Here is a 15,961-nt window from a genome sequence, read left to right as displayed (position 1 = left end):
TGCAGTGAGCCCGAGGGGCCCGGCCGGCCCCGGAGACGGAGCCGAACGGCCCAAGCGGCGCGCCGGCTCCCGGCCGCATGCTGGAGGTGATCGATCTCCCTGGAGGCGGCCATGCCCACCCTCACCCTCGACGCCCCCGCGCTGGAGAAGCTCGTCTCCGCCGCGGTGGCGGCACCCTCGATCCACAACAGCCAGCCCTGGCGCTTCCGGCTCCAGCCGGACACCTCGACGCTGGAGGTCCGGGCCGACCGCAGCCGGGCCGTCCCGGCCGTCGACCCGCAGGGCCGGGCGCTGCACATCTCCGTCGGCGCGGCCGTCCTCAACCTGAGGGTCGCCGCCCGCCACCTCGGCTGGGCGCCCGAGGTGAGGCTGCTGCCCGACCCGGCCGAACCCGGACTGCTGGCCGCCGTCGAACTCGACACTCCGGCCGGCGCACCGGTGCCGGGCACCGAGAAGCTGTACGAGGCGATCTGGCGCCGCCACTCCAGTCGCACCCCGTTCACCGGCGAGCCCGTTCCCCCGGCCGTCCTGGACGAACTGGCCACCGCCGCCCGGTCCGAGGGCGCCCTGCTCCACCTGCCCGACCACGCGGAGACCGCCCGACTGCTGCACCTCACCGCCGAGGCCGAGCGCCGCAACACCACCGACGAAGCCCAGCGCACCGAGAGCCGCAGCTGGATCCGCAGCGGCGAGGCACCGCCGTACGGCATCCCGGTCGGCGCGCTCGGTCCCCAGGACGCGGCCGGCCGACTGCCGATGCGCGACTTCTCGGCCATTCACGCCGATGAGCACCGTGCCCCTGCGCGCTTCGAGGCCGAGCCCCGCATCGCCGTCCTCGCCACCGAGCACGACGCCCCGCGGGACTGGCTGCGGGCCGGCCTCGCCCTGGAACACGTCCTGCTCGCCGCCACCGTCCACGGCGTCCGCGCCTCCCTGCTGCACCAGGCCATGGAGTGGCCCTACCTGCGCTGGGAGGCCCGCGACCCGCACCGCGGCCCCGGCCACGTCCAGATCCTGATCCGCCTCGGCTACGGCCCCGAAGGCGCCCCGACACCCCGGCTGGCCCCGGGGGAGGTACTGGACCGGCCCTGATCCCGGAGCCCTGGGACCCGGCGTTGAAGACGGACCCTAGGACAGCGGAACCCGCCAGACCAGCTCGGTGCCGCCCTCGGGGCGGGCCCGGGCGGTGAAGGTGCCGCCCAGGGCGGTGGCGCGGTCGGCGAGGTTGGCCAGGCCGCTGCGGCGGCCGCCCTCGGGCAGGCCGACGCCGTCGTCGGTCACGGTGACGGTCACGTCCGGGCCGACCGCGATGGTGGCCTCGACGGAGGTCGGCTTCGCATGGCGGGCCGCGTTGGACAGCGCCTCCTCCAGGACGGCGACGGCCGCGTCCGCGACCTCGGCGGGCACCGTGACGTCGAGCAGGCCGGTCATCCGCAGGGCCGGCGCGAAGCCGAGCGAGCGGGCGGCGCGGTCGACCACCTCGACGACGCGGCCGCGCAGTCCCTCCGCCGCCGGGCCGCGCTTGCGCAGCCGCAGGCCGAAGATGGTGGCGCGGATGGTCCGGACGGTCTCGTCCAGGTCGTCGATCGCCCGCAGCACCCGGTCGGCCGCCTCGGGGTGGTCGATGAAGCGGGTCGCGCCCTGCAGGGTCATTCCGGTGGCGAACAGCCGCTGGATGGCCAGGTCGTGCAGGTCGCGCGCGATCCGGTCGCGTTCCCGCAGCAGCGCGACCTGCTCGGAGTCCCGGCGCCGCTCGCCGAGCTCCATGGCCACCGCCGCCTGTCCCGCGAAGCCCAGCAGCGGCCCGGACCCGCCCTCCTCGAACAGCGCCGCCCCGGTGGCCCTGGCCAGCATCAGCACCCCGCGGATGCCGCGCTCGGCGGTCCCGACGGGGACGGCCACGGCCGGGCCGAGGCCCTCCCAGCGCGGCGGCCCGGCGGTGATCCTCGGGTCCCGCCGGACGTCGGGACTGACCACCAGCCCGCCGATGCGCACGGCGGAGCCGACGAACGACCCCTCGACCGGCAGCACCAGACCGCGGTGCTCCTCCGCACGCAGCCCGACGGCGATCCGCACCTCCAGCTCGCGGGCCTGCGGCACCGGCACGGCGAACACGGCGAGGTCCGCGCCGGCGATCTCGGCCGCCCGGGCGAGCAGCAGGTCCAGCACCTCCTGCTCCGCGCTGCCCGAGAGCAGGCTGCTGGTCACCTCGGCGCTCGCCTCCAGCCAGCGCTGCCGCTGCCGGGCCCGGGCGTACAGCCGGGCGTTGTCGATGGCCACGCCGGCGGCGACGGCGAGGGTGGCGAGCACCGACTCGTCCTCGGCGTCGAAGTCGCCGCCGCCGCGCTTCTCGGTCAGGTAGAGGTTGCCGAACACCTTGTCGCGGATCCGGATCGGCACGCCCAGGAAGGTCCGCATCGGGGGGTGGTCGGCCGGGAAGCCGTAGGAGGCCGGGTGCTCGGAGAGCCGGGAGAGCCGCAGCGGCTCGGGGTGGCGGATCAGCTCGCCGAGGATGCCGTGCCCGGACGGCAGCGCGCCGATCAGCGCGACCTGTTCGTCGGTGACCCCGACCGGGATGAACTGCGAGAGGCGCTGGTCCTCGCCGATCACCCCGAGCGCGCCGTACTCGGCGTCCACCAGGGTGACGGCCGCCTCCACGATGTGCTGCAGCACCTGGGTCAGCTCCAGGTCGCGTCCGACCGCCAGCACCGCCTCCAGCAGGCTGTGGACGCGGTCGCGGGTGCCGCGGGCGGCGTCCAGGCGGGCCTGGAGTTCGTCCAGGAGCTCGTCCAGCCGCAGCTTCGGCACGGGGGCGCCCGGCTGCGACGCACCGGCCTCCGACGCGCTGTCCAAGGGAACCTCCCTGGCTCGACCCCGATGGCCCACGGACCAGCGTAGGCGCGCGGCCCGGGCCGCGTCGGGCGGAAGGGGGGTCCAACGGCCCCGTCGGAGCACCCCACCGGCCCCCTGGCGGCGGGTGGGGCCGCGGATGACGCTGGAAGGGCGAGCGGGACCGCCACGGCTCCGCCGTCCGAGAGGAGCGACCGCAGCATGAAAGCGCTCACCTACCACGGACCCGGCCGCCGCACCTGGGGCGACGTCCCCGACCCGGTCGTCCGCGACCCCGAGGACGCCGTCGTCCGGGTGGACGCGGTCACCATCTGCGGCACCGACCTGCACATCCTCAAGGGCGACGTCCCGGAGGTCGAGGAGGGCCGCGTCCTCGGCCACGAGGCCGTCGGCACCGTCACCGAGACCGGGCCGGGCGTCCGCACCGTCGCACCCGGCGACCGCGTCCTGATCTCCTGCATCTCCGCCTGCGGCCGCTGCGCCTACTGCCGCGCCGCGAGCTACGGCCAGTGCACCGGGGGCGGCGGCTGGATCCTCGGACACCTGGTCGACGGCTGCCAGGCCGAGTACGTCCGCACGCCCTTCGCGGACACCTCGCTGTACAAGCTGCCCGACGGGGTCCGCGACGAGGACGCGCTGCTGCTCGCCGACATCCTGCCCACCTCGTACGAGGTCGGCGTGCGCAACGGCCGGGTCGGGCCGGGCGACACCGTCGCGATCGTCGGCGCCGGGCCGATCGGGCTCGCCGCGATCCTCACCGCCCGGCTGTACAGCCCGGCCCGCATCATCGCGGTCGACCTCGCGCAGAGCCGCCTGGACGCCGCCAAGCGCTTCGGCGCCGACACCACCCTGACCGTGGCCGAAGCCACCCCGGAGGCCGTCCGGGGCCTGAGCCGGGACGGGCTCGGCGTGGACGTCGCGATCGAGGCGGTCGGGGTGCCCGAGTCCTTCGAACTCTGCACCCGACTGGTGCGCCCCGGCGGCCGGGTGGCCAACGTCGGCGTGCACGGCGGGCCCGCGACGCTCCACCTGGAGGACCTCTGGATCCGCAACGTCACCGTCACCACCGGCCTGGTCGACACCCACAGCACCCCGATGCTGCTCGACATGCTGGCCGTCGGCCGGCTGGACGTCGGGGGCCTGGTCACGCACCGGTTCGGCCTCGGCGAGATGCAGGACGCGTACGACGCCTTCGCGGACGCGGCCGGCACCGGGGCGCTCAAGGTCGCCCTCTTCCGGACCTGACCCGCCTCCCTCCGTCGACTCCCGTCCCGTCCCGGCCACGCCGGAGTGCCGGACGTGGGCAGGACACGCGCCGCCGCCCCGGAAGCCCGTTCCGGGGCGGCGGCGCGAGTCGCGGGGCGCGTGGGGCTCAGCCCGTGATCGCCTTCAGGGCGGCGGTCATCGTCGCGGCCATCGTGGAGGTGCCGTTGTAGGAGCCGACGGTGGCGTCGTTGAGGGCGTTGACGATGTCGTCCCCGGCGACCTGGTTGTTGTCGCCGACGATCACCGTCCCGTAGTTGCCGCCGGTGGCCTGCGCGGCCTCCATGGCGCCGGTGGCGACCCCGGCCGTCGTCCCACTCGCGCCGTTGTGGGAGCCGACGGTGGCGTCGTGGCCCGCGTTGATGATGTCGTAGCCGGCGACCTGATTGTTGTCGCCGACGATGACCGTCCCGTGGTTGCCGCCGGAGACGACCTCGGCGCTCGCGGCGGTCGGCACGGCGGCCAGGCCGGCGGCGGCGAGCAGGATCAGTGTTCGGGTGAGGCGACGGTTCATGGGTGTTTCTCCGCTTCTGTCAGTGTTCGTCCCCGGTCGGGGCGAAGGTGACAGTAGGCGTCGCCCCCCGGGGCGGCGGGCGATGGTCCGCCGCCCGTGGCGTGTCGGACCCGGGTGGAGGATTCCCGGTCGCCACGACGCACCGGCCCCGGGTGGCGGCCTCGTGCGCCGCGGCCGGTGACCCCGGCCGGGGTTCACCCGTCCGGATGGCCGGCGGCGCGGCACGTCGGGGAGCGGCGGTGGCGCCGGGCTAGGGTCGGCGGGGCCGGTCCGCCCCACCACGGGAGAACGATGCCGAGGGTCCCCAGTCTCCGCTCACGGTGGGCGAGTGCCGCCGCCGGGCTGGCCGTCGTCGCGTCCGCTCTGACGGGCTGCGGGAGCAGCGGGCAGAGCGGCCAGGCCACCCTGAACTGGTACAACTTCCCGGACGACTCGGGCGCCCTGCAGCAGGCCGCCGACCGCTGCGGGCAGCAGTCCGGCGGGCGTTACACGATCCGCTACAACAAACTGCCGCGCGGCGCGGACGGCCAACGCCAGCAGCTGGTGCGCCGGATGGCCGCGCACGACACCGACGTGGACATCCTGGGCCTCGACGTCACCTGGCCCGCCGAGTTCGCCGAGGCAGGCTGGATCCACGAGTGGACCGGGCAACTGCGCGACCGGGCCACCGCCGACACCCTCGACGCGGCGGTGCGCACCGCCACCTGGCAGGGCCGGCTGTACGCCGCGCCGTACAACTCCAACACCCAACTGCTCTGGTACCGCGACGACCTGGTGCAGACCCCGCCCGGGACCTGGGCCGAGATGCTGGCCAAGGCGGACGAGCTGGCCCGCGCCGGCAAGCCGCACTACGTGGAGATCCAGGGCGCCCAGTACGAGGGACTCACCGTCTGGTTCAACACCCTGATCACCAGCGCCGGAGGCTCGATCCTCACCCCCGACGCGCAGGCCCCCTCGCTCGGGGCGCCCGCCGTCACCGCCGCCACCGTGATGCACGACCTGGCGACCTCACCCGCCGCCGACCCGTCGCTGCCGAACCAGATGGAGGACCAGAACCGGCTCGCCATGGAGTCCGGCACGGCCGCGTTCGAACTCAACTACCCCTTCGTCTACCCCTCGATGAAGGCCAACCAGCCCGAGCTGTTCCAGCACTTCCGCTGGGCCCCGTACCCCGCCGTGATCCCCGGCCGCCCCGCCAGCGTCACCATCGGCGGGATCGACCTCGCGGTGGGCGCCTACAGCCGGCACCCCGACCTCGCCTTCGAGGCCACCCTGTGCCTGCGCGACCGGGAGAACCAGCTGACCAACGCGCTGAAGGGCGGCCTCCCGCCCTCCCTGCGCAGCCTCTACCAGGCGGCGGAACTCACCCGGAGCTACCCCTTCGCCGCGGACGTGCTCGCCGCCCTGGACTCCGCGAGCATCCGGCCGAAGACCCCGGCCTACCAGAACGTCTCCATCGCCGTCTCGCACACCCTCTCCCCGCCCGCCGACATCCGCCCGGAGAAGGACGTGGCCGACCTCCACGGGCAGATCCAGGACGCCCTCGGTTCGAAGGGGCTGATCCCGTGACACCGTCCACCGCCTCCCGCGCCACGGCCGGCAAGGCCCCGGCCGGGCCGTCCCGTGGCGCCCGCCAGGAACGCCGGCTCGGCCTGCTGCTGTGCGCCCCCGCGGTCGTCGTGATGCTCGCCGTCACCGCCTACCCCATCGGCTACGCCGTCTACCTCTCGCTCCAGCGCTACGACCTGCGCTTCCCCGAGCAGGCGCACTGGGTCGGGCTCGCCAACTACGGCGCGGTGCTGAGCTCGCCGTACTGGTGGCAGGCGCTCGGCGTCACCGTACTGATCACCGTCGTGTCGGTGGCCGTCGAGCTCGTCCTCGGCCTCGCCCTCGCCCTGGTGATGCACCGGGCCGTCTTCGGCCGCGGCACCGTCCGCACCGCCGTCCTGGTGCCGTACGGGATCGTGACCGTCGTCGCCGCCTACTCCTGGCAGTACGCCTGGACACCCGGCACCGGCTACCTCGCCGCCCTGCTGCCCGAGGGCAGTGCCCCGCTGACCGAGCAGTGGCCCGCCATCGGCCTGATCATCCTCGCCGAGGTGTGGAAGACCACCCCGTTCATGGCCCTGCTCCTGCTCGCCGGACTCGCCCTGGTGCCCGACGAGACCGTCCGGGCGGCGATGGTGGACGGCGCGAGCTTCGGGCAGCGGCTGCGCCTGGTGATCCTGCCGCTGATGAAGCCGGCCATCCTGGTCGCCCTGCTCTTCCGCACCCTGGACGCCTTCCGGATCTTCGACAACATCTACGTGCTGACCGGCGGTTCCAACGGCACCGGCTCGGTGTCGATCCTCGGCTACGACAACCTCTTCACCGCGCTCAACCTGGGCATCGGATCGGCGATCTCCGTCCTGATCTTCGTCTGCGTCGCACTCATCGCCCTGGTCTTCGTCAAGCTGTTCGGCACGGCGACGCCGGGCGCGGAACCGGAGAGCCGATGAGCACCCGACACGCCCGGACGCTGACCGGCTGGGGCGTCGCCAACCTGGTCGTCGTCCTGTACGCGCTCTTCCCGGTGTGGTGGATCGTGGCGCTCTCCTTCAAGGACCCCGCCACCCTCACCGACGGGAACTTCGTCCCGCGCGAGTGGACCTGGGCCAACTACCGCGGCATCTTCCAGACCTCGGAGTTCACCCGGGCCCTGGTGAACTCGATCGGCATCGCGGTGATCTCCACCGCCATCGCCGTCGTCCTCGGCACCATGGCGGCCTACGCGGTGGCCCGGCTGCGCTTCCCCGGCAAGCGGCTGCTGATCGGCATCTCCCTGCTGATCGCGATGTTCCCGCCGATCTCGCTGGTCTCACCGCTGTTCAACATCGAGCGGGTGCTCGGCCTCTTCGACACCTGGGCCGGGCTGATCATCCCCTACATGACCTTCTCGCTGCCGTTGGCGATCTACGCCCTCTCCGCGTTCTTCCGGGAGATCCCGTGGGACCTGGAGAAGGCGGCCAAGGTCGACGGCGCCACGCCCTGGCAGGCGTTCCGGCTGGTCATCGCACCGCTGGCGGCGCCCGGCGTGTTCACCACCGCGATCCTGGTGTTCATCTTCTGCTGGAACGACTTCCTCTTCGCGATCTCGCTGACCTCCACCACCTCGGCCCGGACGGTGCCGGCCGCCATCGCCTTCTTCACCGGGAGCTCCCAGTTCGAGCAGCCGACCGGCTCGATCGCGGCCGCCGCCGTGATCATCACGATCCCGATCGTGGTCTTCGTGCTGCTGTTCCAACGCCGCATCGTCGCCGGACTCACCGCCGGCGCAGTCAAAGGTTGAGACCGCCCCACCCGGCGGACCAGGAAGGCGGACCGTGGCCGAGATCGTCCTCGACGGCATCACCAAGCGCTACCCCGACGGCGCCCTCGCCGTCCGCGACGTCAACCTCACCATCGCCGACGGCGAGTTCGTGATCCTGGTGGGCCCTTCCGGCTGCGGAAAGTCCACCACGCTCAACATGATCGCCGGGCTGGAGGACATCACCGACGGCACCCTGCGGATCGCCGGGGAGGTCGTCAACGACCGCGCGCCCAAGGACCGTGACATCGCCATGGTCTTCCAGAGCTACGCCCTCTACCCGCACATGAGCGTGCGCGACAACATGGGCTTCGCGCTGCGGCTGGCCAAGACCGACAAGGCGACCATCGCCGCCAAGGTGGAGGAGGCCGCCCGCATCCTGGACCTCACCCAGCACCTGGACCGCAAGCCCGCCAACCTCTCCGGCGGCCAGCGCCAGCGGGTCGCGATGGGGCGGGCCATCGTCCGCGACCCCAAGGCCTTCCTGATGGACGAGCCGCTGTCCAACCTGGACGCCAAGCTCAGGGTCCAGATGCGCACCCAGATCGCCGCGATCCAGCGCCGTCTGGGCACCACCACCGTCTACGTCACCCACGACCAGGTGGAGGCCATGACGCTCGGCGACCGCGTGGTGGTCATGCGGGCCGGCGTCGTCCAGCAGGTCGGCTCGCCGCAGCACCTGTACGACGAGCCGGTCAACCTGTTCGTCGCCGGGTTCATCGGCTCGCCCGGCATGAACTTCCTGGGCGCCGAGCTGGAGGAGAACGCGCTGCGCACCTCGCTGGGCGCGCTGCCGCTGGACGACCGCACCCGGCGCGCCCTGGAGCGGGCGGACGCGCCCCGTGAGCTGATCGTCGGCATCCGCCCCGAGGACTTCGAGGACGCCGCGCCGGCCGAGCACACCGGTGGTGTCACCTGCACCGTCACCGTCGAGGTCCGGGAGTCCGTGGGCTCCGACGTGTACGTCCACTTCGCGGAGGAGGGCGGGCCGGCGCCGACGGAGGAACTCGCCGAACTCGCAGCGGACTCGGGCCGGGCCGACACGGGCATGCAGGAGCACCGCGTGGTCGCGCGGCTGAACACCGCGACCCGCGCCGCCGAGGGCCACCCGCTGGAGCTGTGGGTCGACACCGCCCGGATCCACGTCTTCGACCCCCGCGACGGCGCCAACCTGACCCACCCGGAGCGCCGGCCGGGGTGAGCCGGGCGGGCGCGGCCAGGGGCGACTACGGGGTGCCGCCCTCCTGGCGGGCCATCCACTCCATGATGGCCCGCTCGGTGACGGCGAGGTCGTCGGTGGGGCTGAACTGCAGCAGTTCGGTTCCGGCGTCGACGTACGGCCGGTGGCCCGGCGGCTGGTAGAACGCGTCGCCGGCCTCGTACACCTCCTCGTGGTCCCCGAAGACGAAGCGCATGCGTCCGGCGATGACGTAGCCCCAGTGCGGGCAGTGGCACATCCCGCCGGGCAGTGCTTGCAGCGGACCGTCCAGGTCGGCCTCGGCGGCGAAGGAGACGAACTCGACCGTGTAGCCGTTCATCTCCGCGCGGCGGTCGGTCACCGGCCCGAACTCCTGGACCTGCGGCGCCGACTGCTTGGATACCTTGGGCATCGGTACGGCTCCTCCCGGTGGCAACCCCGACACTTCCCCTCGTGTCGAGTCGACCACCTCGCGCCCCGGGGCGCATCCGGGCCGGACGCCGGAACGCGCGCCGCCGGTCCGGAGGAGGTCCGGACCGGCGGCGCGCGCGGGTGGGGTGCGGGTGTCAGGGCGTGGGTGTCAGGACGCGGCCGGGGCGGCCGGCGCGCGGCGGGACAGCGCGTCGGAGGCCTTGACCGTGCCGTACAGGGAGACGGCGAGGGCGAGGACCAGGGCGGCGCCGGCGGCGAAGAGGCTGCCGGAGGAGACGGCCTTGGCGCTGCCGGCCTCGGTACGGGCGGAGCCGGCGAGGAACGGCACGACCGCCAGCACCGCGCCCCCGAGGGCGACCTCGCCCCACACGACCTTCGGGAAGTGGTGCAGCGTGAGGTGGTGGAGGGAGGCGGTGTCGTCGGCGCGGCGGGCCCGGGCGATCCGGGGCATCAGCCAGAACTGGTTGAACGCGCCGGCGGTGACCAGGGCGAGGACGAGGAGGACCTTGACGAGCAGGGCGAGGCCGTAGCCGGTCGTCCACAGCTGGGACACCGAGCCGACGTGCTTCCAGGTGAGCCAGAGGCCGGAGACGACGACGGCGCCGACGCAGACCATGGCGACGAGGCTGAAACGGCGCCACAGGTCGGCCCACAGCGGGCCGGCGGCGTCACCGAGGCGGCCGCGGGCGCCGGCGAGGGCGACGAGCAGGGCGAGGCCGCCGAGCCAGACGGTGCCGGAGACGATGTGGACCTGGTCGAGGACGAGGTCGAGCCGGCGGTCGAGGTCGGCGGGCGCGGTGGTCGGGACGGCGGCGATCAGGGTGACGGCGAGGGCGGCCGGCAGGGCGGCGAGGGCGACGCGGTCGGTGTGGCGGCGGACGGCCGGGACGAACAGGGCGGTCAAGGCGGCGGCCGTGGCGAGCAGGGCGGCGTTCTGGACGAGGTAGACCGTGCCCTGGGCGATCCAGGCGCCCTTGGCGGCGGGGGCCCGGAGGAAGTCCAGGATCCGGTCGGGGGCGAGGGCGTCGCCGAAGGGCATGCCCTTGCCGGAGCGGGCGACGCGGGCGGCGAGCTGGAAGTAGCCGGCGACCAGCAGCACCACGCCCGCCCAGGCGAGGTACACCGCCGATCTGGATCTCAGGACGGATGCGTCGTGCGTGCCGTCCTCGCCGCCGGTGCGTTCGGCGGCCCGCAGAGACGGGAGGACGGTGGTGGCGTAGGTGACGGTGGTGCCGATGGCTCCGCTGAGGCCGATGAAGTAGCCCGTCTTGGTGAGGATCCGCCAGAGCTGGGGCGTGGTGTATCCGGCCGTGTTCGCGGCCAACAGCAGACTGTTCATGAGGGAAGGCTAACCTTAGGAAGGTTAGCCTTCCCTCATTCTCGGCCGCCGGCTGTCCTATCGTCATGAATCCGTGATGAACCTTCGGGAACCGGTGTGGGTCGAGGTGCGCACGGGCCGGCGGGGGCGTTTCGTGGAAGCAGCGCGGGATTCGCGTCACGACGAGTCGGCAAGGGAGCTGTGACATGGCTGTGGTGATGTCGATGCGGTGGGTCGGGGCCACTCCGGAGCAGTACGACACGGTGCGTGACGAGGTCCGCTGGGAGGAGCTCGAACCGGCGGGTGCGCAGCTGCACGTCGCCTGGTTCGACGCGCAGGGCCTGCACGTGACCGACGTGTGGGATTCCCAGCAGGCGTTCGAGACGTTCTTCGCCGAACGGCTGGCCCCGGCGGTCGAGAAGGCCGGCATCCCCGGCGCACCGGAGACGACGTTCAGTCCGCTCCACCGGCGCTTCGTCGTCCCGGGCGTCAGCGGCGCCGCCTGACCGGACCCGGCGGGTGCGGACGGCACACGGCGGGTGCGCCGCAGCCCGGCGCACCCGCGCGGGGGTCAGGGCCGGGCCTCCAGGAGGATGTTGAGCGGGGCGCTGTCCTCGGCGATCCGCCGCACACGGGTGAGCCCGCCCGCCGCCAGGACCTCCCGCAGCCGGGCCTCGCCGGCCATCGTGCCGAGCGCGGCCGCGCCGGTCTGGCCGAGCGAGGACGGGGTGCATACCAGGGTGGAGATCGCGTAGCCGACGCGGGCGTAGGGATTGGCGAAGTCGTCGGCGAAGCGGTCGGCGGCCAGCGGCTCGACGACCAGGACGGCGCCGTCCGCCGCGAGGGCGGCCCGGGCGTGCGCCACGGCGGCGACCGGATCGCCCATGTCGTGCAGCGAGTCGGTGAAGGTGATCAGGTCGTAGCCGTCGCCGGGGTAGCCGGCGGCGTCGGCGACCTCGAAGACGGCCCGCCCGTCGAGCCCGGCCTCGGCGGCGGACGCCCGGGCCCGGGCGACGGCAGCGTCGTCGGGATCGAAGCCGACGACGGTGCTGTGCGGCCACCGCTGGGCGATCAGGATCGAGGAGAGGCCGTGGCCGCAGCCGACGTCGGCGACCCGGGCACCGGCTTCGAGCCTCGGCACGATGCCCTCGACGGCGGGGATCCAGGCGGCGATCAGGCCGTGCACGTACGCGGGGCGGGTGAAGCGCTCCTGCGCCAGGCCGAGGGCCGGGTGGTGCTCGCCCCAACCCATGCCGCCGCCGGTGCGGAAGAAGCCCTCGATGCGGTCGAGGTCCGCCCAGAGCGCGATCAGGCCGGGGAAGACGCCGATCAGCGCGGTCGGGGAGCCGTCGTCGGCGAGGACGGCCGCGTACTCGTCGGTGAGGGTGAAGCCGTCCGTCGCCGGGTCGTGGTCCAGGTAGCTGGCCACGGCGACGCCGCGCAGCCACTCCCGGACGTAGCGCTCCACCAGGCCGGTGCGGGCGGCCAGTTCGGCGGACGTGAGCGGGCCGGCGCCGGCCATCGTGCGGAACAGGCCGAGCCGGTCGCCCAGCACGATCAGCGGCGCGGTGCAGTTGACGCCGAGCTCGCCGAAGACGTGTCCGACGGCGGCTTCGAGCCGGTCGGGGTCGACGGTCGGGGGCGTGGAACCGGTCGGCGGCGAGGGTTCGGTCGGGGTCGGGGTCGGGGTCGGGCTCGGCGTTCCGGTTTCGGCCGGTGCTGCGGTTTCGGCCGGTGCTGCGGTTTCGGTGGCGGGTGCCATCTCGATCACCTCTTCGGAAGTGCTGGTGACCGAGAGGCGTGGGAAACCGCCTCACAAGCTGTGGGACGGGCGCCCGGCGGGCCGTCGGGCGGTCACAGCTGCCAGTGCACCGGCTGCGCGGGGCGGTAGGCGCACGCCCGGCCGGTGGTGACCGACGCGGCGAGGTGCCGGCCCAGCTCGGGGTGCTCGCGCTCGATCCGGCGCATGGTGTCCCGGATCCGGGCGGTGACGGTGGTGCGCGCCCGCTCCCCGGCGTCGCCGAGGCGGCGCGGGCGCCCGCCGAGGCCGTACGCGCCGCGCAACTCGGCGACCAGCGCGTCGCGTTCCTCCTCGGCGCGGGCCAGCCGGGGGACGTCGTCGAGCTCGCGGGCCTCGGCGATCTCCCCGTCGAGGCGGTCCAGCCGGGCCCGGTAGGCGGCGCGCGCCCGTTCGTCCGCGCGCTCGTCGCTGCCGGAGGGCGGGTGGTCCGGGCCGCCCAGCAGCCGGGTGGCGGAGACCTCCCGGCCGGGGGAGGACAGCAGCAGCGCCAGGTCGTGCAGGCCCTTGGCGTCCTTGAGGACCACCGTGCGGCCGCGGTACCCGAGCGTCCACAGCTGGCCGTCCCGGTGGAACACGTGGTCGCTGTCCGCCCGTGCGAGGGTGGCCCGGGCGTCGTCGCGCAGCCAGTCAAGGCCGAGCTCCTCGGCGGCGGCCAGCGCCTGGGCGAGCAGCAGGCGACCGCGTTCGCCCGCCGGATCGCGGGCCAGCAGCGCCCGGCCGAGTTCGAGCCGGGCCCGGACGGCGACGGGCCGGGCGCCGAGGCGGTCGGCGCCGTCCAGGGCGTCCGTCAGGTGCCGGACGGCCTCCGGCCCGGTGGCGGCCAGGCCCAGGTAGAGCGCCACCGGGCCGAGGACGGCGACACCGCCGCCGATCACGATGGTCTCCCGCTCGTACGGCAGCAGCCGCCGGTAGCGGTCCTCGCGCACCTCCGGAACGCCGGCCGCCACGGCGATCTCCACGTCGAACGCGAGGCCCGCCAGCGCCCGCCACCGGTAGCGGGACAGCACCTCGGCGGCGGGCAGCGCGCGCAGCACGGCGGCGGCCGCCCCGGGCTCGTCGGCCGCCAGGTGGTCGAAGCAGCGCCAGTGCGGCAGGAACTCCGGCGGCAGCCCGGCGTCGCCGCACTCCGCCAGCGTGGCCGCGACCCCGGCTGGCCCCTCCCGGGCCAGCGCTCCGGCGATCCGCTGGGTGGCGCTCACCCCGGCGCCGTCCGGTTCACCGATCGCCTCGGCCAACTCGGATGCCTCGGCGGACAGTTGATCGGCCTCGCGGTAGCGGCCGCGGAGCAGCGCCCAGGCGGCGTCGCGGGAGCGGACCAGGTAGCGGGCGCGCGGCAGCCGGGACCGCTCGGCCGCGTCCGCCGCCCGGCGCAGCGCGTCCGCCGCGCCCGGGTCGGCGAGCTCCAGCAGCGCCACGAAGCGGCACAGCGTGCCCTCGAACTCCAGTGCCGTGTCGTGCGCCGCCACCGCCGCCGCCACCATGCCGTCGGCGAGGGCCAGCCGGTCCTGCGCGGTGCCCGGCGCCCAGGTGACGTCGTGCTGCGCGAACAGCGCGGTGGCCAGGGCGTGCGGATCGCCGGCGGCGCGGGCCCGGTCCGCGGCCCGCCGGGCGAGGTCCCGGGCCCGGGGGGTGTCCCGCTCCGGCCCGTCGGCCAGCTCCCGGGCCAGGGCCGCGAGCACCTCGGCGTGCACGGCCGCGTGCGGCCCGCCGGCCAGGGCCGCCTCGGCGCGCTCCAGCCGGTCGACCACCTCGCGCGGGGAGTCGTCGCTGCGGACGCCCGCCTCGTGGAGCCCGAGCGCGGCCGCCGCCAGCAGGTCCGGCCGGTTCGCCGCCTGGGCGGCCTCGGCCACCTCGGCGAACCGGCGGGCGGCCGAATCCCTCGCCCCGGCGCGCAGTTCGGCCTCCGCCAGGTCGGCGCGCAACCGCAGTGCCGCGGGATCGTCCGGGGCGGTGAGCCGTACCGCCTGCTGCCACCACCGGGCGGCCTCCTCGTACGCGAGCAGGGCCATCGCCTCCTCGCCGGCCCGGACGGCGTGCCGGACGGCCGGTTCGACCGGGCCGAACGGCAGGGCCTGGCCGTGGTGCCAGGCCAGCTCGGCCGGGCCGGCGGTGTCGGCCAGGGCCCGGGCGGCGGCGAGGTGGAGTTCGGCGCGGCGGGCCGGATCGAGCCGGTCCACCAGCTCCGCCCGGAAGAGGTCGTGGACGAACCGGTAGCCGTCCGGGCCGTCACGGGCGACGATCCGCGCGCGCAGCGCGGGTTCCAGCAGGCCGGGGACCTCGGCCCGGGGCACGGCCGCGACGCCGGCGAGCCGGTCGGCGGTGAAGGCGCGGCCGAGCACCGCGGCGGTGCCGAGCGCCCGGGCCGTCCGGTCCGGCAGCCGGGCCAGGCGCCGGGCCACCGTCTGCCCGACGGCCGTGGGCACCGTCGGGTTGTCGCTGCCGGCCGGGTTGTCGGCGGCGGCGGCGCGCAGCCGGGCGACCTGCTGGACGAAGAACGGGTTGCCGCCGGTCCTCCGGTGCACCAGGGCCGCCGCCTCCGGCGTCGCGGGCGGCCCGAACCGCTCCAGCAGCGTGCCGACGCCGGTCGCGTCCAGGCCGCCGAGCACCACCACCTCGGCGCCGGGCAGCGCGGGCAGGGGGTGGTCGTCGGGCAGTTCGACGTCCCGGTACGTGCCGATCAGCAGCAGCGGCTCGTGCCGGGAGCGTCGGCCCAGGTGGCCGAGCAGCAGCACCGACGCCGGGTCCGCCCACTGCAGGTCGTCCAGGACCGCCACCAGCGGGCGGCCGTCCCGCAGCAGCAGGCCCGCGATCCGGTCGAACAGGGCGAGCCGGGAGTCCGCGCCGCCGGCGGGAGCCGACGTGCGCCGCGGCGGACCCTCCCCGGGGAGCTCATCCCCGGCTGACTGTTCCCCGGGGGGCTGTTCGGCGAGCGGCTGTTGGCCGGGCGGCTCCGGGGCGAACGGCCCGGCCCGTCCGGTGACCGCGCGCACGATCTGCTGCCAGGGCCACAGCGCGGGTGCGACACCCCCGTCCTCGCACAGGCCCCACACCGCCGTCACACCGCTGCTCCGGGCGTACCGCACCACCTCGGCGGCGAGCGCCGTCTTCCCGATCCCCGGCTCCCCGGCCAGCAGCACCAGCCCGCCGCGGCCCGCCGCGGCGCCGTCCACCGCGCGGCACAGCGACGTCAGCAGCGCGGCCCGGCCCACGAGCTCCGACTCAACCGGCGGCCCCACACC

Annotated in this window: 13 protein-coding genes; 7 read left to right on the top strand and 6 right to left on the bottom strand. The window is 74.9% G+C overall.

Annotation, left to right across the window (positions count from 1 at the left end):
- Window positions 1-111 precede the first annotated feature (111 nt).
- Window positions 112-1,092, top strand: a complete 981-nt coding sequence (locus ACIGG8_RS04785; RefSeq protein ID WP_396545833.1) for an Acg family FMN-binding oxidoreductase — start codon at window positions 112-114, stop codon at window positions 1,090-1,092.
- A 36-nt stretch (window positions 1,093-1,128) separates the two neighbouring features.
- Here ACIGG8_RS04785 and ACIGG8_RS04780 read toward each other — a convergent pair whose 3' ends face one another.
- The gene (locus ACIGG8_RS04780; protein ID WP_396545832.1) at window positions 1,129-2,853 is read right to left on the bottom strand and encodes a GAF domain-containing protein; all 1,725 of its coding nucleotides are present in this window, start codon (window positions 2,851-2,853) and stop codon (window positions 1,129-1,131) included.
- Between the two features lie 198 nt (window positions 2,854-3,051).
- On the opposite strand from ACIGG8_RS04780, the gene ACIGG8_RS04775 reads away from it, so the two are divergent.
- Window positions 3,052-4,095 carry an alcohol dehydrogenase catalytic domain-containing protein gene (locus tag ACIGG8_RS04775; RefSeq protein WP_396545831.1) on the top strand — a complete coding sequence of 348 codons (1,044 nt, stop codon included), beginning with the start codon at window positions 3,052-3,054 and terminating at the stop codon, window positions 4,093-4,095.
- Window positions 4,096-4,222: 127 nt separating this feature from the next.
- Here ACIGG8_RS04775 and ACIGG8_RS04770 read toward each other — a convergent pair whose 3' ends face one another.
- On the bottom strand, window positions 4,223-4,627 hold the full coding sequence (locus tag ACIGG8_RS04770; RefSeq protein ID WP_396545830.1) for a hypothetical protein: 405 nt from the start codon (window positions 4,625-4,627) through the stop codon (window positions 4,223-4,225).
- Window positions 4,628-4,918: 291 nt separating this feature from the next.
- On the opposite strand from ACIGG8_RS04770, the gene ACIGG8_RS04765 reads away from it, so the two are divergent.
- The 4 genes from ACIGG8_RS04765 to ACIGG8_RS04750 are packed head-to-tail and all read left to right on the top strand — an operon-like array spanning window position 4,919 to window position 9,174.
- Window positions 4,919-6,196, top strand: a complete 1,278-nt coding sequence (locus tag ACIGG8_RS04765; RefSeq protein WP_396545829.1) for an ABC transporter substrate-binding protein — start codon at window positions 4,919-4,921, stop codon at window positions 6,194-6,196.
- A complete protein-coding gene (locus ACIGG8_RS04760) occupies window positions 6,193-7,125 on the top strand; it encodes a sugar ABC transporter permease (RefSeq protein ID WP_350523145.1) in 933 nt (310 codons plus the stop codon). The genes ACIGG8_RS04765 and ACIGG8_RS04760 overlap by 4 nt, the downstream gene beginning before the upstream one ends.
- A complete protein-coding gene (locus tag ACIGG8_RS04755; RefSeq protein ID WP_396545828.1) occupies window positions 7,122-7,955 on the top strand; it encodes a carbohydrate ABC transporter permease in 834 nt (277 codons plus the stop codon). The genes ACIGG8_RS04760 and ACIGG8_RS04755 overlap by 4 nt, the downstream gene beginning before the upstream one ends.
- 34 nt (window positions 7,956-7,989) lie before the next feature.
- On the top strand, window positions 7,990-9,174 hold the full coding sequence (locus ACIGG8_RS04750; protein ID WP_396545827.1) for an ABC transporter ATP-binding protein: 1,185 nt from the start codon (window positions 7,990-7,992) through the stop codon (window positions 9,172-9,174).
- A 25-nt stretch (window positions 9,175-9,199) separates the two neighbouring features.
- On the opposite strand, the gene ACIGG8_RS04745 is transcribed toward ACIGG8_RS04750, so the two are convergent.
- Entirely contained in the window at window positions 9,200-9,583 is a 384-nt protein-coding gene (locus ACIGG8_RS04745) for a hypothetical protein (protein WP_396545826.1), read from the bottom strand.
- A gap of 168 nt (window positions 9,584-9,751) precedes the next feature.
- Window positions 9,752-10,942, bottom strand: a complete 1,191-nt coding sequence (locus ACIGG8_RS04740; protein ID WP_396545825.1) for a CopD family protein — start codon at window positions 10,940-10,942, stop codon at window positions 9,752-9,754.
- 185 nt (window positions 10,943-11,127) lie between these two features.
- On the opposite strand from ACIGG8_RS04740, the gene ACIGG8_RS04735 reads away from it, so the two are divergent.
- On the top strand, window positions 11,128-11,427 hold the full coding sequence (locus tag ACIGG8_RS04735) for a hypothetical protein (RefSeq protein ID WP_350523140.1): 300 nt from the start codon (window positions 11,128-11,130) through the stop codon (window positions 11,425-11,427).
- A 65-nt stretch (window positions 11,428-11,492) separates the two neighbouring features.
- Here the strand turns inward: ACIGG8_RS04735 and ACIGG8_RS04730 are convergent, their stop codons facing one another.
- Window positions 11,493-12,683 carry a class I SAM-dependent methyltransferase gene (locus ACIGG8_RS04730; RefSeq protein ID WP_396545824.1) on the bottom strand — a complete coding sequence of 397 codons (1,191 nt, stop codon included), beginning with the start codon at window positions 12,681-12,683 and terminating at the stop codon, window positions 11,493-11,495.
- Window positions 12,684-12,775: 92 nt separating this feature from the next.
- Entirely contained in the window at window positions 12,776-15,958 is a 3,183-nt protein-coding gene (locus tag ACIGG8_RS04725) for an ATP-binding protein (RefSeq protein WP_396545823.1), read from the bottom strand.
- Between the last annotated feature and the right edge of the window lie 3 nt (window positions 15,959-15,961).

The sequence above is a fragment of the Kitasatospora sp. NPDC085464 genome, assembly GCF_044541955.1.
Classification (GTDB): Bacteria; Actinomycetota; Actinomycetes; order Streptomycetales; family Streptomycetaceae; genus Kitasatospora.
The sequence above is the reverse complement of the archived record's forward strand: the minus strand, read 5'-3'. Positions and strand labels throughout refer to the sequence as shown.